We start from the raw sequence: 25,184 nt of genomic DNA on the forward strand, positions 1-25,184 counted from the left end.
CTTACACGCCAGCGGCGTGCGCCTGTTGGTCCGCGTGGTAGCTGGAGCGCACCATGGCGCCAACTGCCGCATGGCTGAAGCCCATCTTGTACGCCTCTTCCTCGAACATCTTGAAGGTGTCGGGGTGCACGTAGCGGCGCACGGGCAGATGGCTGTTGCTGGGCGCCAGGTACTGGCCGATGGTCAGCATGTCGATGTTGTGCGCGCGCATGTCGCGCATGACCTGCAGGATCTCTTCGTCCGTCTCGCCCAGGCCGACCATGATGCCGCTCTTGGTGGGCACGTTGGGGTGCAAGGCCTTGAACTTCTTGAGCAGGTTCAGGCTGAACTGGTAGTCCGAACCGGGGCGCGCTTCCTTGTACAGGCGGGGCGCGGTTTCCAGGTTGTGGTTCATGACGTCGGGCGGCGCGGCTTTCAGGATTTCGAGCGCGCGGTCATCACGGCCGCGGAAGTCGGGCACCAGGATCTCGATTTGGGTCTGGGGCGACAGCTCGCGGATGTTCTGGATGCATTCCACAAAGTGGCCGCTGCCGCCGTCGCGCAGGTCGTCGCGGTCCACGCTGGTAATCACCACGTATTTGAGCTTGAGTGCGGCAATGGTCTTGGCCAGGTTCAGCGGCTCATCCTTGTCGAGCGGGTCGGGGCGGCCATGGCCCACGTCGCAGAACGGGCAACGGCGCGTGCACTTGTCACCCATGATCATGAAGGTGGCCGTGCCTTTGCCAAAGCATTCACCGATGTTGGGGCACGACGCTTCTTCGCACACCGTGTGCAGCTTGTGTTCGCGCAGTATTTCCTTGATTTCGTAGAAACGCGTGGTGGGGCTGCCCGCCTTCACGCGGATCCACTCGGGCTTCTTGAGCACTTCGCCCTGCTCCACCTTGATCGGAATGCGCGACAGCTTGGCCGCAGCCTTTTGCTTGGCCAGCGGGTTGTAGGCTTCGGTGGATTGCGCTTCGCGGACGACTTCAGGGGTGCTCATGGCTGTAGGCAGAGTTCAGGGCGCCAACCGGATGCTGAGCTGCTGGCCCAGCACCTGCGCGGCTTCTTCCCAGGTGGTGTGGACCCCGATTGTAGAAAGGTCCACCGTTTTCAATCCTGCGTAACCGCAAGGGTTGATGCGGCCGTAAGGCTCCAGGTCCATGTTCACGTTCAGCGCCACGCCGTGGTAGGTGCAGTGGCGGCTGACCTTGATGCCGAGCGCCGCGATCTTGCCCAGGCCTTCGAAGTCGGGCGTGGGCGCCTCGGAGTCCGTTCGTTTTTGGGGGCGTTGGGGCAGCATGGCGTGGCTGCGCGGATCATCCAGGCGCACATAAATGCCGGGTGCGCCGGCAACCCGGTGGCCCGTGACGCCGAAGTGCGCCAGCGCACGGATCACGGACTCTTCGACGCGATAAACGTATTCCTTGACGAAATAGCCTGCGCGTTGCAGGTCGATCAGCGGGTACGCGACCACCTGGCCCGGTCCGTGGAAGGTGACTTGCCCACCCCGGTTGGTGGCGATGACGGGGATCTCGCCTGGGTCAAGCACATGATCGCTTTTGCCTGCAATGCCTTGGGTGTAAAGCGGCGGGTGCTCACAAATCCAAAGCGTATCCGGGTCAGAGGGCGTACGTGTGGTCGTGTAGTCCTGCATGGCCTGCACAGTGCTGGCGTAGTCCACACGGCCCAGCAGGCGGATGTCAATCATCATGGCGCAACTTGCAGGGGGGCGGCTACAGCACCACTTTCACCAGCGGATGCGATGACAGCGCACGGTACAGGTCGTCCAGCTGCTCGCGGCTGGTCGCCGTGATGGTGATGGTTACTCCGAGGTAATTGCCTGCACGGCTGTCACGCAGTTCAATGGTGGCGGCGTCGAAGGTGGGGTCAAACTGGCGGGCCAGTTCGGTCACCGCGTGCACGAACCCATCCACCTTGGCGCCCATGACCTTGATCGGGAACTTGGAGGGGTATTCGATCAGCGAGTCTTTGCGTGGATCTGTTGCCTGCGTATCGAGGCCGTTGGCGGGCGGCGGATTGGAGGATGTCATGGTGGATCGCGGTGGTAGGGATGCTGCAGTTTCAATAGCTAGGCATGCACTGTCATTGTGCGCCACGGGCTGATGAGGGTGTCTGAATTGTGTGTTTGGCGTGCGCCAGATCGGTGCATTGCGCGAGGTTTTTGGAGCGCAAAAGCCGTTGGCGCATCACCACAACAGAGCAGGCGCACACGAAGCCCACAGGCACGTTTGCGGGTTTTTGTCTGGTGCCATGGGTTTTTACTTATAATTAGAGGCTTTGTAAAAGTTGCGGTCTGTAACGCGGGCGTCATTCATCAATGAAAACAATCCCGCCAGAGACTGAAACTGAGGCTGAAGAATCTGACTTCAAGCCCCTGACGGCCCAAGAGGCGCAGCAGTGGCGCAGTCGCCATCCGCCCCTCTCGGTGTGGAAGGTGGTGGCAGGTCAGGCGCTGGTCGGAATGCTGGTGGCCCTGGTGGCCTGGGTTCTGACGGGCAGGGCGGTGGTGGGTTGGTCTGCAGCCTACGGTGCCCTGGCAGTGGTGGCTCCGGCTGCACTGTTTGCCCGCGGTGTGTTGCGCCACAAGGCGTCATCCAATCCGCGGGCTGCCATGGTGGGGTTCTTTGGGTGGGAAATCGCCAAGATCATGTTGACGGTGGCGCTGCTGGCGGCGGCACCTCGGCTGGTGCCGGGCTTGAGCTGGATTGCCTTGCTGATTGGCATGGTGGTCGCAATGAAAACGTACTGGGTGGCACTGTTGGTGCGGCCTGGTGTCCGAAAAACCGATTGATAGAGAGAAGAGTTGTCCGATGGCCGCAGAAGCGCACGCTCCGACTGCAAGTGAATACATCGTTCACCACCTGCAGCATCTTCAAAACGTCAACCAGACCAAGATCGTTGATTTCACTGTCATCAACTATGACTCGATCATCGTCGGTTTGGTTCTGGGGGCTCTCACCCTTTTGATTCTGTGGTCAGCTGCCCGTAAGGCAACCTCTGGTGTGCCTGGACGCTTCCAGGCAGCGGTCGAGATGCTGGTCGAGATGGTGGACAACCAGGCCAAGGCGAACATTCACAACGCTGAAAGCCGCAAGTTCATTGCGCCCCTGGGTCTGACGGTGTTCGTCTGGATCTTCTTGATGAACTTCATGGACATGCTGCCTGTGGACCTGCTGCCCGCCATCTGGGCGCAAATCTATGGCGCCGCCGGCCACGATCCTCACCATGCTTATCTGCGTGTCGTGCCCACGGCTGACCTGTCTACCACGCTGGGCCTCGCTTTTGCCATCCTGATCCTGCGCTTCTGGTACAGCGTCAAGATCAAGGGTGCTGGCGGCTGGGCACACGAACTGGTGTCGGCCCCTTTCGGCACCAGCAAGAATCCTATCTTCGCCCTGATCCTGGGCGTGGTGAATCTGCTCATGCAGATCATTGAATATGTCGCCAACACCGTGTCCCACGGCATGCGGTTGTTTGGCAACATGTACGCTGGCGAGCTGGTGTTCATGCTCATCGCCCTCATGGGTGGTGCTGCGGCCCTGTCGCTGTCGGGTGTGCTGCTGCCTGTGGGCCACGTCATCGCTGGCACCATCTGGACGCTGTTCCACATTTTGGTGATCTCGCTGCAAGCGTTCATTTTCATGATGCTGGCGCTGATCTACCTCGGTCAGGCGCACAACGCGCACTAAGTTTCCCTTTCGTTTTTTCTTTCCTTAACTTTTCTTTTTAACTCAGGAGTCATCATGGAAAACATTCTCGGTCTCGTCGCTCTGGCTTGTGGTCTGATCGTTGGTCTGGGCGCTATCGGCGCTTCCATCGGCATCGCCCTGATGGGTGGCAAGTTCCTCGAATCGTCGGCACGTCAGCCTGAACTGATCAACGAACTGCAAACCAAGATGTTCATCTTGGCTGGTCTGATCGACGCTGCGTTCCTGATCGGCGTGGCTATCGCTCTGCTGTTCGCTTTCGCCAACCCCTTCGTTTCCACGCTCTTGGCCAACCTGCCCAAGTAATTCCCGTTCAACGCCACTTTAGAAAGGTGTTGCCGTGAGTATCAATGCGACCCTGTTCGTTCAGGCCATCGTCTTCCTGATCCTCGTGTGGTTCACGATGAAATTCGTGTGGCCCCCGATCGCGAAGGCGCTGGATGAGCGAGCCCAGAAAATCGCCGATGGCCTCGCAGCTGCCGACCGTGCCAAATCCGAACTGACCGCTGCCAACCAGCGCGTCGAGAAGGAGCTGTCACAGGCGCGCAACGAGACGGCCTCGCGTCTTGCGGACGCCGACCGTCGTGCCCAGGCCATCATCGAAGAAGCCAAGGCCCGCGCCACAGAGGAAGGCAACAAGATTGTTGCTGCTGCCCGCGCTGAAGCCGAGCAGCAGACGGTCCAAGCCCGCGAAGCCCTGCGTGAGCAGGTGGCAGCGTTGGCCGTCAAGGGTGCCGAGCAGATTCTCCGCAAGGAAGTCAATGCTGGCGTCCATGCCGACCTGCTCAACCGCCTGAAGACCGAGCTGTAAGGGGACACACATGGCTGAACTCGCCACCATTGCCCGCCCTTACGCCGATGCCTTGTTCAAGGCTGCCACTGCGGGCGCGGGCGTCGATCTGGGCAGCACCGCTGCCTGGATGGACGAACTGGCGGCGATTGCCGCCAACCCCCAGCTGCGTCAGTTGGCGGACAACCCCAAGGTGACGGCAGACCAGGTGTTCGCTGTATTCACCGGGGTCGCCCGCTCGGCCCTGCCGGATATGGCCAAAAATTTCCTGCGCACAGTCATCGACAACGGACGCATTGATGCGCTCCCGGAAGTGGCTGCGCAGTTTCGTGCCCTCGTGAATCGTCGCAACGGATCTTCGGATGCCGTGGTGTATAGCGCATTTCCGATGGACAGTGCTGCACTGTCTGAGGTCAGCGCGGCGCTGGAAAAGCGCTTCGGCCGCAAGCTCAACCTCGCTGTGAAGCTGGATGAGTCCCTGATCGGTGGTATTCGCGTAGTGGTGGGTGACGAGGTGCTGGACACTTCGGTCAAGGCCCGTCTTGAACAAATGAAAGCGGCCCTCATCGCGTAATGCGCGGCGAGGACAGCGAACCAAAGAAAGAAGGAAAGAGTCATGCAACTCAATCCCGCAGAAATTTCTGAACTCATCAAGAGCCGCATCGAAGGTCTGGCCGCCAGCAGCGATATCCGCAACCAGGGTACCGTGGTGTCCGTGTCCGACGGTATCGTGCGCGTTCATGGCCTGTCGGACGTGATGCAGGGCGAAATGCTCGAGTTCCCCGCGACCAAGGACGGCCAACCCTCCTACGGTCTGGCGCTGAACCTTGAGCGCGACTCCGTCGGCGCCGTGATTCTGGGTGAGTACGAGCATATCTCCGAAGGCGACACCGTGAAGTGCACGGGCCGTATTCTGGAAGTGCCCGTCGGCCCTGAACTGATCGGCCGCGTGGTGAATGCCCTGGGCCAGCCGATCGACGGCAAGGGTCCCATCAACGCCAAGCTCACTGACGTGATCGAAAAGGTCGCTCCTGGTGTGATCGCCCGTAAATCTGTGGACCAGCCTCTGCAGACCGGCCTGAAGTCCATCGACTCGATGGTGCCCGTGGGCCGTGGCCAGCGCGAGCTGATCATTGGTGACCGCCAGACCGGCAAGACGGCCGTCGCCATCGACGCCATCATTGCCCAGAAGGGTCAGGGCGTTACTTGTATCTACGTCGCTATTGGTCAGAAGGCTTCTTCGATCAAGAACGTGGTGCGCGCTCTGGAACAAGCCGGCGCCATGGAGTACACGATTGTGGTGGCCGCATCGGCTTCCGAATCGGCTGCCATGCAGTACGTGTCGGCCTACTCGGGCTGCACGATGGGCGAATACTTCCGCGACCGTGGCGAAGACGCCCTGATCGTGTATGACGACCTGTCCAAACAAGCCGTGGCTTACCGCCAAGTGTCGCTGCTGCTGCGCCGCCCACCAGGCCGTGAAGCCTATCCTGGCGACGTGTTCTATCTCCACAGCCGTCTGCTCGAACGTGCAGCCCGCGTGAACGCCGATTACGTCGAAGCCTTCACCAAGGGTGAAGTCAAGGGCAAGACGGGTTCGCTGACGGCTCTGCCGATCATCGAAACGCAAGCTGGCGACGTGTCCGCTTTTGTGCCTACCAACGTGATCTCGATCACGGACGGCCAGATCTTCCTGGAGACCAGCCTGTTCAACGCCGGTATCCGCCCCGCCATCAACGCCGGTATCTCGGTGTCGCGCGTCGGTGGTGCTGCCCAGACGAAGCTGGTGAAGAACCTGTCCGGTGGTATCCGTACCGACCTGGCCCAGTACCGTGAACTGGCTGCGTTCGCGCAGTTCGCTTCCGATCTGGACGAAGCCACCCGCAAGCAGCTGGACCGCGGTGCCCGCGTGACCGAACTGCTCAAGCAGGCGCAGTACAGCCCGCTGTCCATCTCGCTGATGGCTTCCACGCTGTTCGCTGTGAACAAGGGCTTCATGGACGACATCGACGTCAAGAAGGTGCTCGACTTCGAACACGGCCTGCACCAGTTCCTGAAGACCAGCCACGCCGCTTTGCTGGCCAAGCTGGAGCAGGCCAAGGCCATGGACAAGGACGCAGAAGCCGAATTGACCGCAGCGATCGCCGCGTTCAAGAAGTCGTTCGCTTAAACCGGACGAGGAGCCATCATGGCAGCAGGCAAGGAAATACGCGGCAAGATCAAATCGGTGGAAAACACCAAGAAGATCACCAAAGCCATGGAAATGGTGGCCGCATCCAAAATGCGCAAGGCGCAGGACCGGATGCGGGCTGCCCGCCCATACAGCGAGAAGATCCGCAACATTGCAGCCAACCTCGGCAAGGCCAACCCAGAGTACGTGCATCCGTTCATGAAAGTGAACGATGCCAAGACCGCTGGCGTCATCGTCATCACCACAGACAAGGGTCTGTGTGGCGGCATGAACACGAACGTGTTGCGTGCCGTGACGACCAAGCTGCGTGAACTGCAAGGTGCTGGCGTCTCGACCGAAGCCGTGGCGATTGGCAACAAGGGCCTGGGTTTCCTGAACCGTGTGGGCGCCAAGGTGGTTTCGCACGTGACGGGTCTGGGCGACACCCCCCACCTGGACAAGCTGATTGGCCCGGTGAAGGTGCTGCTCGATGCATACGCAGAAGGCAAGATCAACGCGGTGTACCTAAGCTACACCAAGTTCATCAACACCATGAAGCAGGAATCGGTGGTGGAGCAGTTGCTCCCCCTGTCCTCCGAGCAGATGCAGGCTGAGAAGACGGAACACGGCTGGGACTATATCTATGAGCCCGATGCGCAAAGCGTCATCGACGAGCTGCTGGTCCGTTATGTCGAGTCCCTGATCTACCAGGCGGTTGCGGAAAACATGGCGTCCGAGCAGTCGGCGCGCATGGTGGCCATGAAGGCTGCCACCGACAACGCCGGCAGCGTCATTGGCGAGTTGAAGCTGGTCTACAACAAGACGCGCCAGGCAGCGATCACGAAAGAACTTTCGGAAATCGTGGCTGGCGCCGCTGCTGTGTAAGCAGCTCAACAAACTACTTTATTGGAGCGAAAAATGGCTCAAGTGCAAGGCAAGATTGTTCAATGTATCGGCGCTGTGGTGGACGTGGAGTTCCCCCGCGACCAGATGCCCAAGATTTATGACGCCCTGAAGCTCGAAGGCTCGTCGCTGACGCTGGAAGTGCAACAGCAGCTGGGCGACGGCGTGGTGCGGACCATTGCCCTGGGTTCGTCCGACGGCCTGCGTCGCGGCATCATGGTGTCCAACACCGGCAACCCCATCACCGTGCCTGTGGGCAAGGCGACGCTGGGCCGCATCATGGACGTGCTGGGCACGCCCATCGACGAACGCGGTCCGGTCAGCCAGGACCTGACGGCCTCCATCCACCGCAAGGCCCCTGCGTACGACGAACTGTCGCCATCGCAAGAGCTGCTGGAAACCGGCATCAAGGTGATCGACCTGGTGTGCCCGTTCGCCAAGGGCGGCAAGGTGGGTCTGTTCGGCGGCGCTGGCGTGGGCAAGACCGTGAACATGATGGAACTCATCAACAACATCGCCAAGGCCCACAGTGGTCTGTCGGTGTTCGCTGGTGTGGGCGAGCGTACCCGTGAAGGGAACGATTTCTATCACGAAATGGCCGATTCCGGCGTGGTGAACCTCGAGAAGCTCGAAGACTCGAAGGTCGCCATGGTGTACGGCCAGATGAATGAGCCCCCAGGCAACCGTCTGCGCGTGGCCCTGACCGGCCTGACCATCGCGGAATCCTTCCGTGACGAAGGCCGTGATGTGCTGTTCTTCGTGGACAACATCTACCGCTACACGCTGGCCGGTACCGAAGTGTCCGCTCTGCTGGGCCGTATGCCTTCCGCCGTGGGCTACCAGCCTACGCTGGCCGAAGAAATGGGCCGCCTGCAAGAGCGTATTACGTCCACCAAGGTCGGTTCGATCACTTCCATCCAGGCCGTGTATGTGCCAGCGGATGACTTGACCGACCCATCGCCTGCCACGACGTTTGCTCACTTGGACTCCACCGTGGTGTTGTCGCGTGACATCGCTTCGCTGGGTATCTACCCCGCCGTGGATCCTCTGGACTCCACCAGCCGCCAGCTGGACCCGAACGTGGTGGGCGAAGACCACTACACCACGGCCCGCGCCGTGCAAGGTACGCTGCAGCGCTATAAGGAACTGCGCGACATCATCGCCATCCTGGGCATGGACGAACTGGCTCCTGAAGACAAGCTGGCTGTGGCCCGCGCTCGCAAGATCCAGCGTTTCCTGTCGCAGCCTTTCCACGTGGCCGAAGTGTTCACGGGTTCGCCAGGCAAGTACGTTCCCCTGTCGGAAACCATCCGCGGTTTCAAGATGATCGTGAACGGCGAGTGCGATCACTTGCCAGAGCAAGCGTTCTACATGGTGGGCACCATTGACGAAGCCTTCGAAAAGGCCAAGAAGGTGGCCTGATGAGCCGTCGGCCGGGCAGCCCATGGCAGCGCGGCCTTCAGCAATCAAGCAACCCACCTTTTCCTAGGAGCAATGATGAACACCATCCACGTTGATGTGGTCAGTGCCGAAGAGTCCATCTTCTCCGGTGAAGCGCGTTTTGTCGCTCTGCCCGGCGAAGCTGGCGAACTGGGCATCTACCCCCGCCACACCCCGCTGATCACCCGCATCAAGCCGGGCTCGGTGCGCATCGAAATGGCTGACGGTGGCGAAGAGTTCGTTTTCGTGGCCGGTGGCATTCTGGAAGTGCAACCCAACTGCGTGACCGTGCTGTCCGACACCGCCATCCGTGGCAAGGACCTGGACGACGAGAAGGCCAACGCAGCCAAGTCTGCAGCCGAAGAAGCGCTCAAGAACGCCAAGAGCGACATCGATCTGGCCAAGGCCCAGTCCGAGCTGGCTGTTATGGCAGCCCAGATTGCGGCACTGCGCAAGTTCCGCCAGAAGAAGTAAGCTTTTGCGAGCACCCGTGTGCGGCAAAAAACCCGGCAATGCCGGGTTTTTTTATTTCTGTGCCGTGTGGATGGCCTCCAGCATTGGCCTTGCCATGATGCATACACTCCACCCCAGCCGTGGATTGCCATGAGTTCCGTTTGATGTGGATGGTCGGTGACTCTTAGCGCTGCTCCGAAGCGAAACGGTTGCCCGCCACACAAAAAAGGCCGGGGCCCCTCACAGGGCCCCGGCCTTTTGCATTGGCACTTTTCACAAAGCCCTCATGCAGTCCGCATGGGGCCTCTGGCAATTACATCGCGTTGCCGATTTCGCCCGAAGAGATCTGGCCGGTGCGCAGGGCTTCAGCAGCCTGGGCACGCACGGCAGCGCGGTCAGCGGTGGACTTGTAGGTCACCACACGCGAACCAGCGGGTTCGACGGAGCGGGTCTGGGCCACGGTAGCGGCTTCGGCGGCCACTTCAGCACGGGTGCGGTTGGTTTCGAACTTGGTGGCGAACTGCGAAGCATCGGCTTCATCAGCGTGGGCACCAAAAGCGGCAAAAGCGGCGACAGCAGCAACGGACAGGAAACGGACAGACTTGTTCATGGTGAAACTCCGAAAAATTCTAAAAAGAGGACTTGGGTACTGAGAGATACGGCGCAACCAGGGCGGCAGATTCAGCCGCCCCTGGTGAATCAGCCGCGCTCACCCGAAGAAATCTGGCCAGTGCGCACTGCTTCAGCAGCCTGGGCACGCACGGCAGCGCGGTCAGCCGTGGACTTGTAGGTCACCACACGCGAACCAGCGGGTTCGATCGAGCGGGTCTGGGCCACGGTAGCAGCTTCGGCAGCCACTTCAGCGCGGGTGCGGTTGGTTTCAAACTTGGTGGCGAACTGCGAAGCATCGGCTTCGTCAGCCTGGGCGCCAAAAGAAGCGAAAGCGGCGACAGCGGCGATAGACAGGAAACGTGCGGTGTTGTTCATGATGAAAAATCCTTGAAGTTAAAGAAGCGGCTCAAAAAACCGGAACAAAGCGCCAAAAACAAAGAAAGCTGCCTGGGACCGGGTTCGGTGAGTCGCCTTGCGGGTTCGGCTCATCGATGGGATGAACTGTACGCCGGTGGGGTGCAGAGAAAAACCACCGGGTCGCGAACTAACTGTTCCAGTATTGGAAACAATGAAGGTGGGATGAGGACAAGTCCGTTGGCTTAGGGCACTGGTTCGGCCGGAGATAGTTACCTGCTGATGGATAACCCGGGTACATATTCAGGACGGTGGCAGAGTGCAGAGCTGCAGAGCTGCAGAGCTGTAGAGCCGAAGGCGTGTGACGGGCGCACCTGCGCAGAGTCAGCGGGTTAGCTCCGCAATGTGGCCTGCAGGGGCTGGATGTGGGGTGTTCAATTCAATGCCCATGGAAAGCAGTTTGCGGCTGAACTGCACGTGCCGTCAGGCTGAGCGGCAGTCCACCCATACACACAATGGCCGCCCTCTGGGCGCTCTGATGCGTGTCGCGTTGTAGATGCTCGGGATGGCCGCCAGCCGGTATTCAGCGCAGGAGCGGCGCGTCGGGTAGCTCGTTGACGGAGGGCGAATCGGTGGCGCGCGGAAAGTGCTCCGCCAGCAGGGCGCCTACCGCCCCCACGGCCTGCGCCAGGCCTTCTTCGTAGCGGCCTTGCTGAAACTGGGCCGACATCTTTGTCGCCATCTCCTGCCATGCGGTGGGTGGGACATGCCGTGCCAGGCCCCGGTCGGCGACGATCTCGAACGCATGTTCCGGCATCAGCAGGTAGATCAGCACGCCGTTGTTGTGTTCGGTGTCCCACACGCGGTGTTTGCTGAACAGCATCAGCGCGCGTTCGCGTGCATTGGCGTGACGGCGCAGGTAGCTCCAGGGGAGCCCCGCTTCCGCCACGATGCGAATTTGCCCGGTGTGCTGCAACTCGCTGGCAGCGACCTGCGCGCCGAGGCGCTGCAGTGCTTGCAACGGGATGGCGGATCGGCCGAAGGCGTCGTGCCAGCGATGGTGGACGAGCCTCCAGATGGAACGCCATAGCGTGTGCGTTGGTTGCCCGCTGTTCTCAACACCCATCACCAGTCCCCCGATGCACCGCCGCCACCAAAATCGCCCCCACCGCCCGAAGTGAAGCCGCCGCTGTCACTGCTGCTGCTGAATCCGCCCGAGCTGCCGCTGCTCCAGCCCCCGGAGCCTCCGCCGCCATGCCCCAGGCTGATGGGGCCGCTGCTGCCTCCAAAAAGCCAGGTGTAGAGCAGCGCAATCACGCCCGCGCCCACCGACAGCAGCAGGCTGGAGGTGAACACGAACGCCAGGGCGCCTACGCCGCCTCCTACCGCCAGTCCGCCCAGCGCAGCCCCCAGGAGGCTGCGAGCCAACGGGCCGGCCACCATGACGCCGAAGAACAGGAAGATGGCAAAGTCCGTCCAGTCGAACAGGCCATGACTGCTGCCCCCAGCGGCAGGGGCGGACCTCTCAGCCGGGGCGGGCAGGGCTTCGCCCGCAATGCGCGCGCCGATCTGCGTGACCGCAGCGCTCAGGCCGCCGGCAAAGTCGCCTTGCTGAAAGCGGGGCTTCATCGCGCCGTCGATGATGCGTGCTGCTGCGATGTCGGGGATGGCACCTTCCAGAGACTTGGCAACCTCGATGCGCATCTTGCGGTCGTTCTTGGCCACCAGCACCAGCACACCATCACCCACGTCGCGGCGCCCGATCTTCCACTGGTTGCCGACGCGGTTGGCATAGGCGGCGATGTCCTCTGGTGCGGTGGTGGGCACCATCAGCACGACGACCTGCGAGCCGCGGGCTTTTTCGAGGGCGACCAGCTGGCCCTCCAGCGCCTGGGTGTCTGCGGCGCTGAGCGTGCCGGTCTGATCAATGACGTGGCCGGTCAGCGGGGGCACAGCCAGCGGCTCCGATTGGGCCCAGCCAAAGATAGGCCATGCAGCTATAAATAATATAGCTATCAGGGCATATCGGATAGGCGCTAGCAGCATATTTAGCTCACATCAGGCCCTGCAAGGGGTGTTCAGGGCTTGGCTTTGGAGGCGGAAAAATCCACCGTGGGTGGCACGGAAATTTGGGCCTCGTTGGCGACGGTAAAGCTGGGCTTGGGGGCGTAGCTGAAGGCCATGGCCGTGAGGTTGGTGGGGAAGCTGCGGGCCAGCACGTTGTACTCCTGCACGGTCTGGATGTAGCGGTTGCGGGCCACGGTGATGCGGTTTTCGGTGCCTTCCAGCGTCACCCGCAGGTCGCGAAAGCCCTGGTTGGCCTGCAAGGTGGGGTAGCGCTCGGACACGACCATCAGGCGCGACAGGGCGCTGGACAACTCTCCCTGGGCCTGCTGGAACTTGCTGAAAGCCTCGGGGTTGTTCAGCGTCTCGGGCGAGACCTGGATGGCCGTGGCCTTGGCGCGGGCCTCGACCACCTTGGTCAGCGTCTCCTGTTCAAAGTTGGCCTCGCCCTTCACGGTGGCGACGATGTTGGGCACCAGGTCGGCACGGCGCTGGTACTGGTTGAGCACTTCGCTCCAGGCGGCCTTCGATTGCTCGTCCAGGCGCTGGAAGTCGTTGTAGCCGCAGCCGCTCAGCGTGAGCGTGGCGGCGAGCAAGGTGAGGAGGGCAAGAAGACGTTGGATCATCATGATGGTGGAGTCCGCCGATGGAGAAATGGGATGACTGTGCCAGAAACCGGAGGGCGCCAGTCCGCAAAATGGTCGGAGACCAGCGATGGTAGGCCCCCGCCCGAGCGCGTACAAAATCGGTGGGCAGCAAGGCATTGCACCGCCGCCGCACAATAGCAGGCTAACGTTGCACCTGTCACGCCGTTCCGACCCACTTACCACCAGAATTAACATGCCCCGCGCCCGATCAAAAGCAGCCACCCTGGGTGGCTCTTCGGATGAAACCGAAACAGCGTTTTATGAGGCGCTGCAGCGCGGTGACATCGAGCTGCTGATGTCCTGCTGGGCGGACGATGACGAGATTGTCTGTGTGCACCCGGGCGGGCCGCGCCTGCTGGGGCCCGCCGCCATCCGTGCCGCGTTCGAGGCCATGTTCTCCCATGGCACAGTGCGTGCCCGGCCGGCGCAGGTGCACCGCGTGGTGGCGCTGTCGAGTGCCGTGCACAGCGTGGTCGAGCAGGTCGAGGTGATGCTGCCTGACGGCCTGCACCAGGCCGTGGTCATGGCAACCAACGTGTACCACAAGACCCCCGAAGGCTGGCGCATGGTGGCCCACCACGCCAGCCCGGGCGTGGCGCCCGACGCCCAGGTGGATGTGCTGGCGCAGCGCCCCGTTCTGCATTGAGAGGCCCCTGCGTGAGAATTTTGGGCCCAATTGGCTGTATGCGCCGACAAAATATGCCTTGAAAGCTATGAAATACATAGCGCCTCGCTGGCTCCCCGGTGGCCAGTTGCAAACGATCTGGCCCGCGCTGTACGCACGCCGTGTGTTCGGCCCGCGTCCCGAGTACCGCCGTGAGCGCTGGGACACCCCCGACGGCGATTTTGTCGATGTGGACTTTCTCCAGGACGGTGTGGTGGCTGACGCTCCCAGGCCGCTGCTGGTGGTGTTCCACGGGTTGGAGGGCTCATCACGCAGCCATTACTGCGAAGCCTTTGCCGACCTGGCCCGCGAGCGCGGCTGGGCCTGCGCGCTGCCGCACTTTCGCGGCTGCAGCGGGGAGATCAACCGTGCCCCGCGCGCCTACCACTCGGGAGACCATGCGGAGATCGGCTGGATGCTGCAGCAGCTGCGTGTGCACCACCAGGGGCCGCTGATGGCGGTAGGAGTGTCACTGGGTGGCAACGCCCTGTTGCGCTGGGCCGCCGAAGTGGGCACTGACGCTGCGCGCAGCGCGGATGCGGTGGCGGCCGTGTGCTCGCCCATCGACCTGGCGGCGGGCGGCCATGCCATCGGGCGCGGCTTCAACCGGCTGGTGTACACGCGCATGTTCATGCGCACCCTGGTGCCCAAGGCACTGCAGAAGCTGGCCCAGCACCCGGGGCTGTTTGACCGGCAGGCGCTGCTGGCCGCGCGGGACCTGTACGCGTTCGACAACGTGTTCACAGCGCCCGTCCACGGGTTTCGCAACACCGAGGACTACTGGCTGCGCGCGTCGGCCAAGCCGCTGCTGCACCGCATCCGCATTCCGGCGCTGGTGGTGAACGCGCGCAATGACCCCTTTGTGCCCGCTGGCAGCCTGCCGGGCGTGCGCGAGGTGGGACGCCATGTGACGCTCTGGCAGCCGCCGCATGGCGGGCATGTGGGGTTCCCGCGCGGGTTGCCGCCCGGGCACGTGCGTGCCATGCCCGACGCCGTGGGAGGGTGGCTGGCCGAGCACAGTGGGGCGCTGGCGCTGCACGGCGCACAATCCGCCCATGGATGACATCGTCAAACAGGCACTGGCCAAATGGCCCAATGTGCCCGACTGCTATGGCTGGCTGGGCCTGGATGCGCGCGGCCACTGGTATCTGCGCGACGACGCGGTGCAGGCAGCGGGTACGTTTCCGCACAGCAAAGGGTCGTTGCTGCAGCACGACAAGCTCATCGCGTTCATAGCCCGCAACTACGAGCCTGACGACCAGGGGCAGTGGTTCTTTCAAAACGGCCCCCAGCGCGTGTATGTCGAGCTGGAGGCCACGCCCTGGGTCTGGCGTCTGCAGCAGCAAGACCTGCGCGCCATCAGCCATACGGGCCGGGAGGCGTCGGTCCGCCACTGCCTGCTGGACGAGCAGGGCCGTGTGTACCTGGAGACAGACCTGGGCCTGGGGCTGGTGCACACGCTGGATGTGGCACTGGCTGCAGAGGCTGTGACCGACGGACGCTGGACGCCGCAGGACGTACAGGCGCAGGACCTTCCGGCACGCTACGGGTATGTCTGCAGTCCGCGCGCCCGATCGCAAGCCGGGGCCCCTCCGCCAACCTGAAGCTCCGCCCCACCGCCTTCAGCCCGGAGTTGCAGGCACTCAGAGCGGCTCACCACGGCACTGGATAAGCTGCAAGACGAAAAAAAACCGGTCGCAAGGACCGGCTTTCTGGGTGGGGTTCTACCCCGCCCGCGCAGGGTGAGGCGCTGCCTTACTTGGCGGCAGCTGCCATGAACTCCACGGCGGCGCGCAGATCGGCGTCAGAGGCTTGGGAGCCGCCACGCGGAGGCATGGCGCCCTTGCCCTTGGCGACACTGGTGTACAGCGCGTCGATGCCTGCGGGCAGGCGAACGGCCCAGGCGGCCTTGTCACCAAACTTGGGAGCACCTGCCACACCGGCAGCGTGGCACACCTGGCAAGCCTGCTTGTACAGAGCCTCGCCAGCGCCTGCTGCGGCGGCTGCAGGTGCGGCAGCTACCGCTACAGTGGGCGCAGCAGCTGCAGGGGCTGCGGCGGGTGCTGGTGCAGGAGCGGCGGCTGGTGCTGCGTCTGCCTGAGCGGCTGCGGGAGCAGCAGGTTCGGCAAACTTGGCCCCACCCGCATTGGCCATATAGGCCACAGCGCGCGCAATTTCGGTGTCGTTGAAGTCGCCGCCACCTTGGGGGGCCATGGCGCCCTTGCCCTTCAGGGCCGACTGCACCAGAGCTTCAAACCCGGTGCCGATGCGAGCAGCCCAGGCAGCGGCATCACCAAACTTGGGGGCACCTGCAGCGCCGGAGGCATGGCAGGCCGAGCACTGGGCCTTGAACACTTCTTCGCCGCTCTTGAGAGGGCGGTTGGCGTCGCGCACTTCGACCATGCCGATCTTCTGGATGCGTTCGGCGATGGCCTTTTCGGGGTTGACGGCACCGGCAGCGGGCTTGTCCGCCGACGTCACATACAGGACCAAGCCAATGATGGCAAAGATCGGAATCACAAACGAGAAAAGTACCGCGACCAGCAACTGCTTGGGGTTCTTGATCGGGCCGGTATGGGCTTCTTCGTGGTGGTTGTCGCTCATGTCGTCCTCAGGTGTATCGGGGGCTTCGGTGTAATCAACCTTAAATTATATCTGCGGGGATGGTTATTCCCATCCCCGCTGGATGCAGACAACCACGGGTTTGCCCCAGAGCGAGCGCAGCGCCCCGGGGGCTGCGCTCGCTCCCGCGCAGGGCGTCAGGAGGGGAGCCGGGCGCTGGTGTCGGGCGCTCCACCCCCCAGTGCCTTGTACAGCAACACCTGGTTTTGCAGTTGCGCCAGCCGCACCTGCACCACTGCCTGCTGGGCCGTGAACAGCGAGCGTTGTGCGTCCAGCAGATCCAGATAGCTGGCCACGCCGTTGCGGTAGCGCAGGTCGGCCAGTTGCAGGCGCGCGGCCTCTGCCTGGGCCTGCTGTTGCTGGGCCTGGGCCTGTTCGCCCAGCGTGGCTTGCCCCGCCAGTGCATCCGAGACCTCGCGGAACGCGGTCTGGATGGCTTTTTCGTACTGCGCCACGGCAATCTCCCGGCCGACCCGGGCGCTGTCCAGGTTGGCCTGGTTGCGGCCTGCGTCAAAAATGGGCAGCAGCAGGGATGGCGCGATGGTGAAGCCCCAGGAGCCGTTCTTGAACAGGCCGGACAGCTCGCCGCTGGCTGTGCCTGCCTGCGCCGTCAGGGAGATGCGCGGGAAAAACGCCGCCCGCGCAGCGCCGATGTTGGCGTTGGCGCCGATGAGTTGCTGCTCCGCCTGGCGGATGTCCGGCCGGCGGGTGAGCAGCTCCGACGGCACGCCGGCAGGCAACGCTGCCATCGCAGGCGCGTCGGCCAGCTTGCCACCGGCCAGACTGGCGCGCACGTCTTGCGGCAGTGCCTGGCCCACCAGCAGGACCAGCGCGTTTTCGTCGAGCGCGCGCTGGCGCTGCTGTTGCGCCAGCGTGGCGCGGGCCGCCTGGGTGAGCGACTCGGCCTGGCGGAAGTCGAGCTCGGATGCCACACCCGCGTCCAGGCGCATCCGGGTCAGGCGCGCCGACTCCTCGCGCGATGCAAGGGTCTGGCGCGACAGGTCCAGCAGCTCCTCGTCGGCCAGCAGTGTCAGCCAGCCATTGGCCACTGCCGCCACCAGGCTCACCTGTGCAGCGTTGCGGCCTTCTTCCGTGGCAAGGTACTGGGCGAGTGCCTGCTCCTTGAGGCTCGCAATGCGGCCAAAGAAGTCGATTTCCCATGCGGATACGGCCAGACCCACGCTGAACGAGTTGGTCAGGTTGCCCGTGCCCGTGGCAGGGGCCCGGCTGGCATTGGCGGCCAGTCCCACGCCCGGGTACAGGTCGGCCCGGCGCACCTGGTAGGTGGCCCGAGCTTGCTCGATGTTGAGCATGGCCACACGCAGGTCGCGGTTGTTGGCCAGCGCAATGTCGATGAGCTGTTGCAGGCGTGGCTCGGCAAAGTAGTTCTGCCAGGGCACGGTGGCTCCCGACTGCGCAGCTGCGCTGTTGGTCGTTGCCGCCCCGCCGGCGTAGGTGGCGGGGACGGGGGGTTGCGGGCGCTCATAGGTGGGGATGAACGAGCAGCCAGCCAGCAGCGCAGCCGCCGTGGCTGCTGCCAACGCAATGGGGGTACTTCGGTTCTTATTCATGGGTTCCAACTCCTGCTTCTTCGGCATGGCGGCGGTTCATTTCCTGCTGGCGCGCGCTGCCTTTGAACAGGCTGCGCACCACCACAAAGAACACGGGCACAAAGAACACGGCCAGTGCGGTGCCAGTGACCATGCCGCCCAGCACGCCGGTGCCGATGGCCCGCTGGCTGGCAGAGCCTGCACCCGACGCGACGACCAGTGGCAGCACGCCCAGGCCGAACGCCATCGAGGTCATCACGATGGGGCGGAACCGCAAATGCGCGGCGGCCAACGCCGACTCGATCACGCCCTTGCCCTGGGCCTGCAGGTCCTTGGCGAACTCGATGATCAGGATGGCGTTTTTCGCTGACAGGCCAATGATGGTGATCAGGCCCACCTGGAAGTACACGTCATTGGCATAGCCGCGCAGCAAGGTGGCCAGCAGCACGCCCAGCACGCCCAGGGGCACCACCAGGATCACGGCCAGCGGGATCGACCAGCTCTCGTACAGCGCAGCCAAGCACAGGAACACGGCCAGGATTGCAAAGCTGTACAGGATGAGCGACTGCGAGCCTGCGAGCTTTTCTTCGCGCGACTGGCCGGTCCATTCAAAACCGAAGCCTTGGGGCAGTTGGCCAGCGAGCTTCTCCATCTCGGCCATGGCAGCTCCCGTGCTGTAGCCCGGCGCTGGCGAGCCGGAAATGCGCATGGCGGGGTAGCCGTTGTAGCGCACGGTTTGCTGCGCGCCGGTCACCCAGCGCGTGGTCGCGAACGCCGACAGCGGCACCGGTTTGCCCTGGCTGTTGGTGGCATTGATCTGCAGCAGATCGTCGGGCTGCATGCGCGCCGGCGCATCGGCCTGCACCACCACCCGCTGCAGGCGGCCCTGGTTCGGGAAGTCGTTCACATAGCTGGAGCCCAGCGCGGTGGACAGCGCGGAGTTGATGGCATCAAACGGCACACCCAGCGCGTTGGCTTTGTCGCGGTCTATGTCGATCTGCAACTGCGGAGCGTCTTCCAGACCATCGGGGCGCAGTTGCGTGAGCACCTTGCTCTGCGAGGCCATGCCCAGCAACTGATTGCGGGCTTTCACCAGGGCCTCGTGCCCCGCGCCGCCACGGTCCTGCAAGCGGAACGTGAAGCCGCTGGCGTTGCCCAGCTCGGGAATGGGCGGGGGGCTCAACGGGAAGATGAAAGCATCGCGAATGCCCATCAGCGCACCAAAGGCGCGGTTGGCCACGTCCTGTGCCGACTGACCGGGGCCATGGCGCTCGCTCCAGTCCTTGAGGGTCACAAAGGCGAGGGCCGCGTTCTGCCCCTGGCCGGAGAAGCTGAAGCCCAGCACGCCCACCATGCTTTGCACCTCGGGCTGCTTGAGGATGAAGCCTTCGACCTGCTCCATCACGGCCAGCGTACGCTCCTGCGTGGCGCCCGGTGGCAATTGCACGTTGACGATGATGTTGCCCTGGTCTTCGCTGGGCAGGAACGAGGTCGGCAGGCGCATGTAGACTACGGTCACGGCGCCGATGATGGCTGCGTAGATCACCAGGTAACGCGCGGCGCGCCGCAGCATGCGGGCCACAAAGCCCTCATAGCCTTTGGCAGTGCGCGAAAAGCCGCGATTGAACCAGCCAAAGAAGCCAGTCTTCTCGTGGTGATGCCCCGCCTCGACCGGCTTGAGCAGGGTGGCGCACAGTGCCGGTGTGAGCGACAGGGCCATGAAGGCTGAGAAGCCAATGGATGCCACCATCACCGCCGAGAACTGGCGGTAGATGTTGCCCGTGGAGCCTGCAAAAAATGCCAGCGGCACGAACACCGAGATCAGCACCACCGTCACGCCAATGATGGCGCCCGAAATCTGGCGCATGGCCTTGCGCGTGGCTTCCAGCGGCGACAGGCCTTCTTCGCTCATGATGCGCTCAACGTTCTCCACCACCACGATGGCGTCGTCCACCACGATGCCGATCACCAGCACCATGCCAAACATGGTCAGCACGTTGATCGAGAACCCCAGCGCCAGCAGTGTGGCAAACGTACCCAGCAGCGCAATCGGCACCACGATCGTCGGGATGATGGTGTAGCGCCAGTTCTGCAGAAACAGGAACATCACCAGGAACACCAACACCACGGCCTCGACCAGGGTTTCTGCGACCTGCTTGATGGAGATGTCCACGAAGCGCGAGCTGTCGTAAGGAATGCTCCAGCTCATACCTTCGGGGAAGTAGCGTGACAGCTCATCCATCTTCGCGCGTACGTCCTTGGCGGCCTCCAGTGCGTTACCGCTGGGCGACAACTGAACGCCGATGCCCACGGCGGGCTTTCCGTTCAGGCGTGCGGCGGTGGCGTACGCCTGGCCGCCCAGTTCCACACGCGCCACATCCTTGATGCGCACGGTGGACCCATCGGTGTTGGCACGCAGCACGACGTTGCCGAACTGTTCAACGCTGGACAGTTGCCCATTGACCACCACGGTGGCGGCAATGCCTTGGCCCGCGACATTGGGCAGGTCACCAATGGTGCCGCTGGCCACCTGGGCGTTCTGGGCGCGGATGGCGGCGGTGATCTCTGCTGCCGACAGGTTGTAGCTCACCATCTTGGCCGGATCGATCCAGATGCGCATGGCGCGCTCCGTGCCAAACAGCTGGGCCTGGCCAATACCCTTAAGGCGTTGCAGTTCTGGCACCACGTTGCGCGACGCATAGTCACCCAAGGCCACGGTGTCGGTGGCCGGGTTGCTAGACGACAGCATAGTGAACAGCAGGAAGTTGGAGCGCGACTTGTCCACGCGAACGCCCTGTTGTGTCACGGCAGAAGGCAGACGCGGCGTGGCCCGTGAAAGCCGGTTTTGCACGTCCACCTGCGCCAGGTCGGCATTGGTGCCGGGCTGGAAACTCAGCGTGATGCTGCCGGAACCATCGGCCTGCGCGACCGATTCCATGTAGATCAGCCCGGGGGAGCCGTTCATCTCGCGTTCGATGACCGACAGCACGCTGTCTTCGAGGGTTTGCGCCGATGCGCCGGGGTAGGCCGCGTTGATGACGATGGACGGTGGTGCCACCGGCGGGTACTGTGCAATGGGTAGCTGCGTGATGGCTACGCCGCCCATCACCATGATGAACAGCGCAATCACCCACGCAAAGATGGGGCGGTCAATGAAAAATTTGGCCATGCTGGATTGCCCCTTATGGCTTGGATGCGGCCGAAGCGGGCGCTGCCGGCGCCTCTGCGGAGGCTGGCGCTGAGGCAGTCGCTGCTGCCGGCGCAGGCGTGCCTGGTGCTTGCCATGGAACGGGCTTTACCGGGGTTCCGGGAGGCAGCATCTGCAGCTTCTGGAAGCCGTCCACCATCACTTTTTCACCCGCCTTCAGACCGTCCAGCACCACCCAGCGGTTGTTCTGTGCGGCACTGATCTTGACGGTGCGCTGCGACACCTTGCCGTCCTCGCCAACCACGCTGACCGTGTCGCCCTGCTGGGTGCGCGTGACAGCCTGCTGGGGCAGGGTGATGGCGTTGCTGGCCTGTGCCTGTTCAATCCGCACACGCAGATACAGTCCGGGCAGCAGCTCGCCCTTGGGGTTGGGCACCTCTGCGCGCAGGGTGACCTGGCCGGTGGTGGAGTCCACCGACAAGTCCGTGAACAGCAGCTTGCCAGCTTGTGCGTATTCAGATCCGTCGCTGAGCACCAGCTTGACGCTGGCTGCCTGGCTGCCGCCAGCGCGCTTGAACTGCCCACTTTCCATAGCGCGCCGCAGTTGGAAGACGTCACCGGCCGATTGGGTGAAGTTCACGTACACCGGGTCAATCTGCTGCACCACAGCCAATGCGGTCGCTTCGCCCTGGCCGACCAAGGCGCCTTCGGTGACCAGTGCGCGGCCAATGCGGCCGGAGATGGGGGAGGTCACGCTGGCATAGCTGAGGTTGATGTCGGCGGTGCGCACAGCAGCCTTGGCGGCCGCCACGTCGGCCTGGGCTTGTTTCTCGGCCGCCTCTGCGTTTACAAAGTCCTGCTTGCTGATGGCATTGGCTGCAACCAGGGGGCGATAGCGCTCAGCTTGTGCGCTGGCCTGTGCCAGATTGGCCTGGGCCTTGGCGAGGCTGGCGCGCGCGCTCTCTGCCGCTGCGGCGTAGGGAGCGGGATCAATGCGGAACAGCACCTGGCCGGCCTTGACGTCGCTACCTTCCTTGAACACGCGCTGCTGAAGGATGCCGGCGGCCCGTGCGCGCACTTGGGCAACCCGAGACGCTTCCACGCGGCCAGGCAGTTCGGTGATCAGCCCCACGTCGCCGGGCGTGGCGGTAACGACTCCCACTTCGACCGGGGGCGGCTTGGGACCGCCTGCCCCGGCGGCCTGTCCATCGGCCTTGCCACAGGCGGACACAAGCAGTACCGCTGCGCTGATGGCAGCCAGCGAAAGCACTCGTCGGGTGGTGGTGGCACGCAAGTAAGGGGTGCCGGATGCGTCACGCAGTTGAGGCATGAGAGTCCTTTGGGTGGGCGTCAAAAAAAGGGATTTGGAAAAAAAGTGGGAGGTCTGGAGCACTTCGCTCAATGCCCCGACAGTTTGATCAGAAATTATACATACAGACATGAATGTATAATTGTTGACTGCTGCAGATGCCCCTAGGCAGTCGTAGGGGTTTTGGAGACTCAACAGGATGTTTGACTATGGCGCGCCGGACAAAAGAAGATGCAATCGCAACCCGCAACGGGTTGATCGATGCGGCTGAGTTGGTGTTTCGGGAAAAAGGGGTGTCCCGCGCGTCGCTGAGTGATATTGCCCAGGCGGCGGGAGCCACGCGTGGTGCGATCTACTGGCACTTCAAGGACAAGGTGGATCTGTTTAGCGCCATGATGGACCGTGTCACGCTGCCGCTGGAACAGGGTTTTGCCAGTTTTGAAGACAGCACCTGCGCCGATCCTGTGCAACGCCTTCGGGCGGTGATGGCGCTGGTGCTGCGCAGTGTGGCCTCGGACGAGCACACCCGAAGGGTTTTCGAGATTGCGTTGTACAAGGTGGAATACGTGAACGAGCTGATGGGGCTGCGCGAGCGCCATGTGGCGGCCTCCGAAGGGTTTACGCAGCAGCTGGCGCGCGACTTTGCGCTGGCTGCTGAGTCGCAAGGGGTGGTGCTGTCGATGTCGGCGATGGACGCGGCCATCAGCCTGCATGCCCTTTTTGATGGGCTGATCCGCAACTGGATTCTGAATGACGGTGGCTTTGATCTCATTGGTGTAGGTGGCGCCAGCACCGACGCATTTTTGCGTGGTGTGGGGTTGTCGCTGGTCGGTACGAAAGTGCCTGCTGCATCCTGTGGTGGCTGAGCGCCAGGGCTTTGTTTGTTTGGATGCTTGCCGCGTGCAATAATCAAAGGCTGCGTCAATCAGAGGTATGCGGCTGTAGCTCAGTGGATAGAGTATTGGCCTCCGAAGCCAAGGGTCGTGGGTTCGATCCCCGCCAGCCGCACCAACGGTACATGCAGCAGCGAGCGCTTACAGCGTTTGTGAAGAGCGTCAAATGCGTTTAATTTCTGAATGCGTAAAAATTTGGTGCTATAATTCGAAATTCTCCGGAGGGGTGCCCGAGTGGCTAAAGGGGGCAGACTGTAAATCTGTTGGCTTACGCCTACACTGGTTCGAATCCAGTCCCCTCCACCAGTGAGTGAGCAGTGTTGAGAGTGATGCTTAACTTTGCGAGTGCAAAGTTGGGTTCGCAAAGGCCGGTGGTCTGCGCGGGAGTAGTTCAATGGTAGAACCCTAGCCTTCCAAGCTAATGACGCGGGTTCGATTCCCGTCTCCCGCTCCATTGTTTGTTGTGCTGGTTTGTTGAGTAGAGATTTTTGGTGTTGTGCGAGCGGCGCCAATTGCCCATGTGGCTCAGTGGTAGAGCACTCCCTTGGTAAGGGAGAGGTCGCGGGTCCGATTCCCGCCATGGGCACCATTTTCTGGTGCGTCCGGTTCTGGTTGCGCCGAGATCCTGTTGTGTTGATTTAGATTTTTTTCGGAGTCGGAAAAATGGCAAAAGGAAAATTCGAGCGGACCAAGCCCCACGTGAACGTGGGCACGATCGGTCACGTGGACCATGGCAAGACGACGCTGACGGCAGCTATCGCTACCGTGCTGTCCGCCAAGTTCGGCGGCGAAGCCAAGGCCTACGACCAGATCGACGCTGCGCCCGAAGAAAAGGCCCGCGGTATCACGATCAACACCGCCCACGTGGAATACGAAACGGCCAACCGCCACTACGCTCACGTGGACTGCCCTGGTCACGCCGACTATGTAAAGAACATGATCACCGGCGCTGCCCAGATGGACGGCGCTATCCTGGTCTGCTCCGCTGCTGACGGCCCAATGCCCCAGACCCGCGAGCACATCCTGCTGGCTCGCCAAGTGGGCGTGCCTTACATCATCGTGTTCCTGAACAAGTGCGACATGGTGGACGACGAAGAACTGCTGGAACTCGTCGAAATGGAAGTGCGCGAACTCCTGGACAAGTACGACTTCCCAGGCGACGACACCCCCATCATCCGTGGCTCCGCCAAGCTCGCCCTGGAAGGCGACAAGGGCAAGCTGGGTGAAGAAGCCATCATGAAGCTGGCCGAAGCCCTGGACACCTACATCCCCACGCCTGAGCGCGCTGTGGACGGTGCCTTCCTGATGCCCGTGGAAGACGTGTTCTCCATCTCCGGCCGCGGCACCGTGGTGACCGGTCGCGTGGAACGCGGCATCATCAAGGTCGGCGAAGAAATCGAAATCGTGGGTATCCGCGACACGCAAAAGACCACCTGCACCGGCGTGGAAATGTTCCGCAAGCTGCTGGACCAAGGCCAAGCTGGCGACAACGTCGGCCTGCTGCTGCGCGGTACCAAGCGCGAAGACGTGGAGCGTGGCCAAGTGCTGTGCAAGCCCGGCTCGATCAAGCCCCACACCCACTTCACGGCTGAGGTGTATGTGCTGAGCAAGGACGAAGGAGGTCGCCACACTCCTTTCTTCAACAACTACCGTCCCCAGTTCTACTTCCGCACGACCGACGTGACTGGCGCCATCGAGCTGCCAGCCGACAAGGAAATGGTCATGCCTGGTGACAACGTGTCGATCACTGTGAAGCTGATCAACCCCATCGCCATGGAAGAAGGTCTGCGCTTCGCTATCCGCGAAGGCGGCCGTACCGTGGGCGCTGGCGTCGTGGCCAAGATCATTGCTTAAT

The 25,184-nt window shown here is 62.6% G+C and carries 26 protein-coding genes and 4 tRNA genes; 18 read left to right on the forward strand and 12 right to left on the reverse strand.

The window, feature by feature from the left end; translation table 11 throughout:
- Position 1 precedes the first annotated feature (1 nt).
- From lipA to ATF69_RS02460, 3 genes are read right to left on the reverse strand one after another with little or no spacing between them, the layout of a single operon-like run.
- A complete protein-coding gene (gene lipA / locus ATF69_RS02450) occupies positions 2–982 on the reverse strand; it encodes a lipoyl synthase (RefSeq protein WP_056058875.1) in 981 nt (326 codons plus the stop codon).
- Between the two features lie 15 nt (positions 983–997).
- The gene (gene lipB, locus ATF69_RS02455) at positions 998–1,693 is read right to left on the reverse strand and encodes a lipoyl(octanoyl) transferase LipB (protein ID WP_146869801.1); all 696 of its coding nucleotides are present in this window, start codon (positions 1,691–1,693) and stop codon (positions 998–1,000) included.
- Between the two features lie 22 nt (positions 1,694–1,715).
- Positions 1,716–2,033, reverse strand: coding sequence for a YbeD family protein (locus ATF69_RS02460; RefSeq protein WP_056058869.1), 318 nt, complete (start codon positions 2,031–2,033; stop codon positions 1,716–1,718).
- A 287-nt stretch (positions 2,034–2,320) separates the two neighbouring features.
- Here ATF69_RS02460 and ATF69_RS02465 point away from each other — a divergent pair, with 287 nt between their 5' ends.
- The 9 genes from ATF69_RS02465 (at position 2,321) to ATF69_RS02505 (ending at position 9,487) form a co-directional block, all read left to right on the forward strand.
- Positions 2,321–2,794, forward strand: coding sequence for an ATP synthase subunit I (locus ATF69_RS02465; RefSeq protein ID WP_056058866.1), 474 nt, complete (start codon positions 2,321–2,323; stop codon positions 2,792–2,794).
- A gap of 19 nt (positions 2,795–2,813) precedes the next feature.
- Entirely contained in the window at positions 2,814–3,692 is an 879-nt protein-coding gene (atpB, locus tag ATF69_RS02470) for a F0F1 ATP synthase subunit A (RefSeq protein ID WP_010467223.1), read from the forward strand.
- A 54-nt stretch (positions 3,693–3,746) separates the two neighbouring features.
- Positions 3,747–4,016 carry a F0F1 ATP synthase subunit C gene (gene atpE, locus ATF69_RS02475; RefSeq protein ID WP_015012210.1) on the forward strand — a complete coding sequence of 90 codons (270 nt, stop codon included), beginning with the start codon at positions 3,747–3,749 and terminating at the stop codon, positions 4,014–4,016.
- A 34-nt stretch (positions 4,017–4,050) separates the two neighbouring features.
- Positions 4,051–4,521 carry a F0F1 ATP synthase subunit B gene (locus ATF69_RS02480; protein WP_056058864.1) on the forward strand — a complete coding sequence of 157 codons (471 nt, stop codon included), beginning with the start codon at positions 4,051–4,053 and terminating at the stop codon, positions 4,519–4,521.
- Between the two features lie 10 nt (positions 4,522–4,531).
- The gene (locus ATF69_RS02485) at positions 4,532–5,074 is read left to right on the forward strand and encodes a F0F1 ATP synthase subunit delta (RefSeq protein ID WP_056058859.1); all 543 of its coding nucleotides are present in this window, start codon (positions 4,532–4,534) and stop codon (positions 5,072–5,074) included.
- 42 nt (positions 5,075–5,116) lie between these two features.
- Positions 5,117–6,670, forward strand: a complete 1,554-nt coding sequence (gene atpA, locus ATF69_RS02490) for a F0F1 ATP synthase subunit alpha (protein ID WP_055396240.1) — start codon at positions 5,117–5,119, stop codon at positions 6,668–6,670.
- An 18-nt stretch (positions 6,671–6,688) separates the two neighbouring features.
- A complete protein-coding gene (gene atpG / locus ATF69_RS02495; RefSeq protein ID WP_056058853.1) occupies positions 6,689–7,555 on the forward strand; it encodes a F0F1 ATP synthase subunit gamma in 867 nt (288 codons plus the stop codon).
- Positions 7,556–7,588: 33 nt separating this feature from the next.
- On the forward strand, positions 7,589–8,995 hold the full coding sequence (gene atpD, locus ATF69_RS02500; RefSeq protein ID WP_056058846.1) for a F0F1 ATP synthase subunit beta: 1,407 nt from the start codon (positions 7,589–7,591) through the stop codon (positions 8,993–8,995).
- A gap of 75 nt (positions 8,996–9,070) precedes the next feature.
- Positions 9,071–9,487, forward strand: a complete 417-nt coding sequence (locus ATF69_RS02505; protein WP_015012216.1) for a F0F1 ATP synthase subunit epsilon — start codon at positions 9,071–9,073, stop codon at positions 9,485–9,487.
- Positions 9,488–9,779: 292 nt separating this feature from the next.
- Here ATF69_RS02505 and ATF69_RS02510 read toward each other — a convergent pair whose 3' ends face one another.
- From ATF69_RS02510 to ATF69_RS02530, 5 genes are all read right to left on the reverse strand, one after another.
- Positions 9,780–10,076: a DUF4148 domain-containing protein gene (locus tag ATF69_RS02510; RefSeq protein WP_146869802.1), complete on the reverse strand. Its 297-nt coding sequence runs from the start codon at positions 10,074–10,076 to the stop codon at positions 9,780–9,782.
- 89 nt (positions 10,077–10,165) lie between these two features.
- Positions 10,166–10,453: a hypothetical protein gene (locus ATF69_RS02515; RefSeq protein ID WP_056746105.1), complete on the reverse strand. Its 288-nt coding sequence runs from the start codon at positions 10,451–10,453 to the stop codon at positions 10,166–10,168.
- A 562-nt stretch (positions 10,454–11,015) separates the two neighbouring features.
- On the reverse strand, positions 11,016–11,453 hold the full coding sequence (locus ATF69_RS02520; protein ID WP_342212235.1) for a TPM domain-containing protein: 438 nt from the start codon (positions 11,451–11,453) through the stop codon (positions 11,016–11,018).
- Between the two features lie 104 nt (positions 11,454–11,557).
- Complete coding sequence (locus ATF69_RS02525; protein WP_146869804.1) at positions 11,558–12,478, reverse strand: TPM domain-containing protein; 921 nt, start codon at positions 12,476–12,478, stop codon at positions 11,558–11,560.
- A 32-nt stretch (positions 12,479–12,510) separates the two neighbouring features.
- The gene (locus ATF69_RS02530) at positions 12,511–13,122 is read right to left on the reverse strand and encodes a LemA family protein (protein WP_108500185.1); all 612 of its coding nucleotides are present in this window, start codon (positions 13,120–13,122) and stop codon (positions 12,511–12,513) included.
- Between the two features lie 214 nt (positions 13,123–13,336).
- On the opposite strand from ATF69_RS02530, the gene ATF69_RS02535 reads away from it, so the two are divergent.
- The 3 genes from ATF69_RS02535 (at position 13,337) to ATF69_RS02545 (ending at position 15,411) form a co-directional block, all read left to right on the forward strand.
- A complete protein-coding gene (locus tag ATF69_RS02535; RefSeq protein ID WP_056059073.1) occupies positions 13,337–13,789 on the forward strand; it encodes a YybH family protein in 453 nt (150 codons plus the stop codon).
- A 67-nt stretch (positions 13,790–13,856) separates the two neighbouring features.
- On the forward strand, positions 13,857–14,870 hold the full coding sequence (locus ATF69_RS02540; protein WP_146869805.1) for a YheT family hydrolase: 1,014 nt from the start codon (positions 13,857–13,859) through the stop codon (positions 14,868–14,870).
- Positions 14,863–15,411 carry a DUF2946 family protein gene (locus ATF69_RS02545; protein ID WP_146869806.1) on the forward strand — a complete coding sequence of 183 codons (549 nt, stop codon included), beginning with the start codon at positions 14,863–14,865 and terminating at the stop codon, positions 15,409–15,411. Before ATF69_RS02540 ends, ATF69_RS02545 begins: the two co-directional genes overlap by 8 nt.
- A 151-nt stretch (positions 15,412–15,562) precedes the next feature.
- Here ATF69_RS02545 and ATF69_RS02550 read toward each other — a convergent pair whose 3' ends face one another.
- From ATF69_RS02550 to ATF69_RS02565, 4 genes are all read right to left on the reverse strand, one after another.
- Positions 15,563–16,411, reverse strand: a complete 849-nt coding sequence (locus ATF69_RS02550) for a c-type cytochrome (RefSeq protein WP_146869807.1) — start codon at positions 16,409–16,411, stop codon at positions 15,563–15,565.
- A 155-nt stretch (positions 16,412–16,566) separates the two neighbouring features.
- Positions 16,567–18,000: an efflux transporter outer membrane subunit gene (locus ATF69_RS02555; protein WP_146869808.1), complete on the reverse strand. Its 1,434-nt coding sequence runs from the start codon at positions 17,998–18,000 to the stop codon at positions 16,567–16,569.
- Positions 17,993–21,148 carry an efflux RND transporter permease subunit gene (locus tag ATF69_RS02560; RefSeq protein WP_056059085.1) on the reverse strand — a complete coding sequence of 1,052 codons (3,156 nt, stop codon included), beginning with the start codon at positions 21,146–21,148 and terminating at the stop codon, positions 17,993–17,995. The genes ATF69_RS02555 and ATF69_RS02560 overlap by 8 nt, the downstream gene beginning before the upstream one ends.
- Before the next feature lie 13 nt (positions 21,149–21,161).
- On the reverse strand, positions 21,162–22,457 hold the full coding sequence (locus tag ATF69_RS02565) for an efflux RND transporter periplasmic adaptor subunit (RefSeq protein WP_146869809.1): 1,296 nt from the start codon (positions 22,455–22,457) through the stop codon (positions 21,162–21,164).
- A gap of 188 nt (positions 22,458–22,645) precedes the next feature.
- Here ATF69_RS02565 and ATF69_RS02570 point away from each other — a divergent pair, with 188 nt between their 5' ends.
- The 6 genes from ATF69_RS02570 (at position 22,646) to tuf (ending at position 25,183) form a co-directional block, all read left to right on the forward strand.
- Positions 22,646–23,302 carry a TetR family transcriptional regulator gene (locus ATF69_RS02570; RefSeq protein ID WP_146869810.1) on the forward strand — a complete coding sequence of 219 codons (657 nt, stop codon included), beginning with the start codon at positions 22,646–22,648 and terminating at the stop codon, positions 23,300–23,302.
- A gap of 69 nt (positions 23,303–23,371) precedes the next feature.
- Positions 23,372–23,447: transfer RNA gene (locus ATF69_RS02575), tRNA-Arg, on the forward strand.
- A 102-nt stretch (positions 23,448–23,549) separates the two neighbouring features.
- Positions 23,550–23,635: transfer RNA gene (locus tag ATF69_RS02580), tRNA-Tyr, on the forward strand.
- Between the two features lie 74 nt (positions 23,636–23,709).
- A tRNA-Gly gene (locus ATF69_RS02585) sits at positions 23,710–23,783 on the forward strand.
- Positions 23,784–23,843: 60 nt separating this feature from the next.
- Positions 23,844–23,918 (forward strand) — tRNA-Thr (locus ATF69_RS02590).
- 74 nt (positions 23,919–23,992) lie between these two features.
- On the forward strand, positions 23,993–25,183 hold the full coding sequence (gene tuf / locus ATF69_RS02595; RefSeq protein WP_099731469.1) for an elongation factor Tu: 1,191 nt from the start codon (positions 23,993–23,995) through the stop codon (positions 25,181–25,183).
- Position 25,184: the final 1 nt, after the last annotated feature.

The sequence above is a fragment of the Acidovorax delafieldii genome (genome assembly GCF_007993815.1).
GTDB classification, from domain to species: Bacteria; Pseudomonadota; Gammaproteobacteria; order Burkholderiales; family Burkholderiaceae_C; genus Acidovorax; species Acidovorax delafieldii.

Coding starts and splice junctions, on each gene's coding strand:
- ATF69_RS02530 (WP_108500185.1), bottom strand. CDS start 13,122: ATGATCCAACGTCTTCTTGCCCTCCTCACCTTGCTCGCCGCCACGCTC.
- lipA (WP_056058875.1), bottom strand. CDS start 982: ATGAGCACCCCTGAAGTCGTCCGCGAAGCGCAATCCACCGAAGCCTAC.
- ATF69_RS02560 (WP_056059085.1), bottom strand. CDS start 21,148: ATGGCCAAATTTTTCATTGACCGCCCCATCTTTGCGTGGGTGATTGCG.
- ATF69_RS02505 (WP_015012216.1), top strand. CDS start 9,071: ATGAACACCATCCACGTTGATGTGGTCAGTGCCGAAGAGTCCATCTTC.
- ATF69_RS02485 (WP_056058859.1), top strand. CDS start 4,532: ATGGCTGAACTCGCCACCATTGCCCGCCCTTACGCCGATGCCTTGTTC.
- lipB (WP_146869801.1), bottom strand. CDS start 1,693: ATGATGATTGACATCCGCCTGCTGGGCCGTGTGGACTACGCCAGCACT.
- ATF69_RS02545 (WP_146869806.1), top strand. CDS start 14,863: ATGGATGACATCGTCAAACAGGCACTGGCCAAATGGCCCAATGTGCCC.
- ATF69_RS02540 (WP_146869805.1), top strand. CDS start 13,857: ATGAAATACATAGCGCCTCGCTGGCTCCCCGGTGGCCAGTTGCAAACG.
- atpE (WP_015012210.1), top strand. CDS start 3,747: ATGGAAAACATTCTCGGTCTCGTCGCTCTGGCTTGTGGTCTGATCGTT.
- ATF69_RS02460 (WP_056058869.1), bottom strand. CDS start 2,033: ATGACATCCTCCAATCCGCCGCCCGCCAACGGCCTCGATACGCAGGCA.
- ATF69_RS02515 (WP_056746105.1), bottom strand. CDS start 10,453: ATGAACAACACCGCACGTTTCCTGTCTATCGCCGCTGTCGCCGCTTTC.
- ATF69_RS02555 (WP_146869808.1), bottom strand. CDS start 18,000: ATGAATAAGAACCGAAGTACCCCCATTGCGTTGGCAGCAGCCACGGCG.
- ATF69_RS02535 (WP_056059073.1), top strand. CDS start 13,337: ATGCCCCGCGCCCGATCAAAAGCAGCCACCCTGGGTGGCTCTTCGGAT.
- tuf (WP_099731469.1), top strand. CDS start 23,993: ATGGCAAAAGGAAAATTCGAGCGGACCAAGCCCCACGTGAACGTGGGC.
- atpD (WP_056058846.1), top strand. CDS start 7,589: ATGGCTCAAGTGCAAGGCAAGATTGTTCAATGTATCGGCGCTGTGGTG.
- ATF69_RS02570 (WP_146869810.1), top strand. CDS start 22,646: ATGGCGCGCCGGACAAAAGAAGATGCAATCGCAACCCGCAACGGGTTG.
- atpA (WP_055396240.1), top strand. CDS start 5,117: ATGCAACTCAATCCCGCAGAAATTTCTGAACTCATCAAGAGCCGCATC.
- atpG (WP_056058853.1), top strand. CDS start 6,689: ATGGCAGCAGGCAAGGAAATACGCGGCAAGATCAAATCGGTGGAAAAC.
- ATF69_RS02550 (WP_146869807.1), bottom strand. CDS start 16,411: ATGAGCGACAACCACCACGAAGAAGCCCATACCGGCCCGATCAAGAAC.
- ATF69_RS02565 (WP_146869809.1), bottom strand. CDS start 22,457: ATGCCTCAACTGCGTGACGCATCCGGCACCCCTTACTTGCGTGCCACC.
- atpB (WP_010467223.1), top strand. CDS start 2,814: ATGGCCGCAGAAGCGCACGCTCCGACTGCAAGTGAATACATCGTTCAC.
- ATF69_RS02465 (WP_056058866.1), top strand. CDS start 2,321: ATGAAAACAATCCCGCCAGAGACTGAAACTGAGGCTGAAGAATCTGAC.
- ATF69_RS02525 (WP_146869804.1), bottom strand. CDS start 12,478: ATGCTGCTAGCGCCTATCCGATATGCCCTGATAGCTATATTATTTATA.
- ATF69_RS02510 (WP_146869802.1), bottom strand. CDS start 10,076: ATGAACAAGTCTGTCCGTTTCCTGTCCGTTGCTGCTGTCGCCGCTTTT.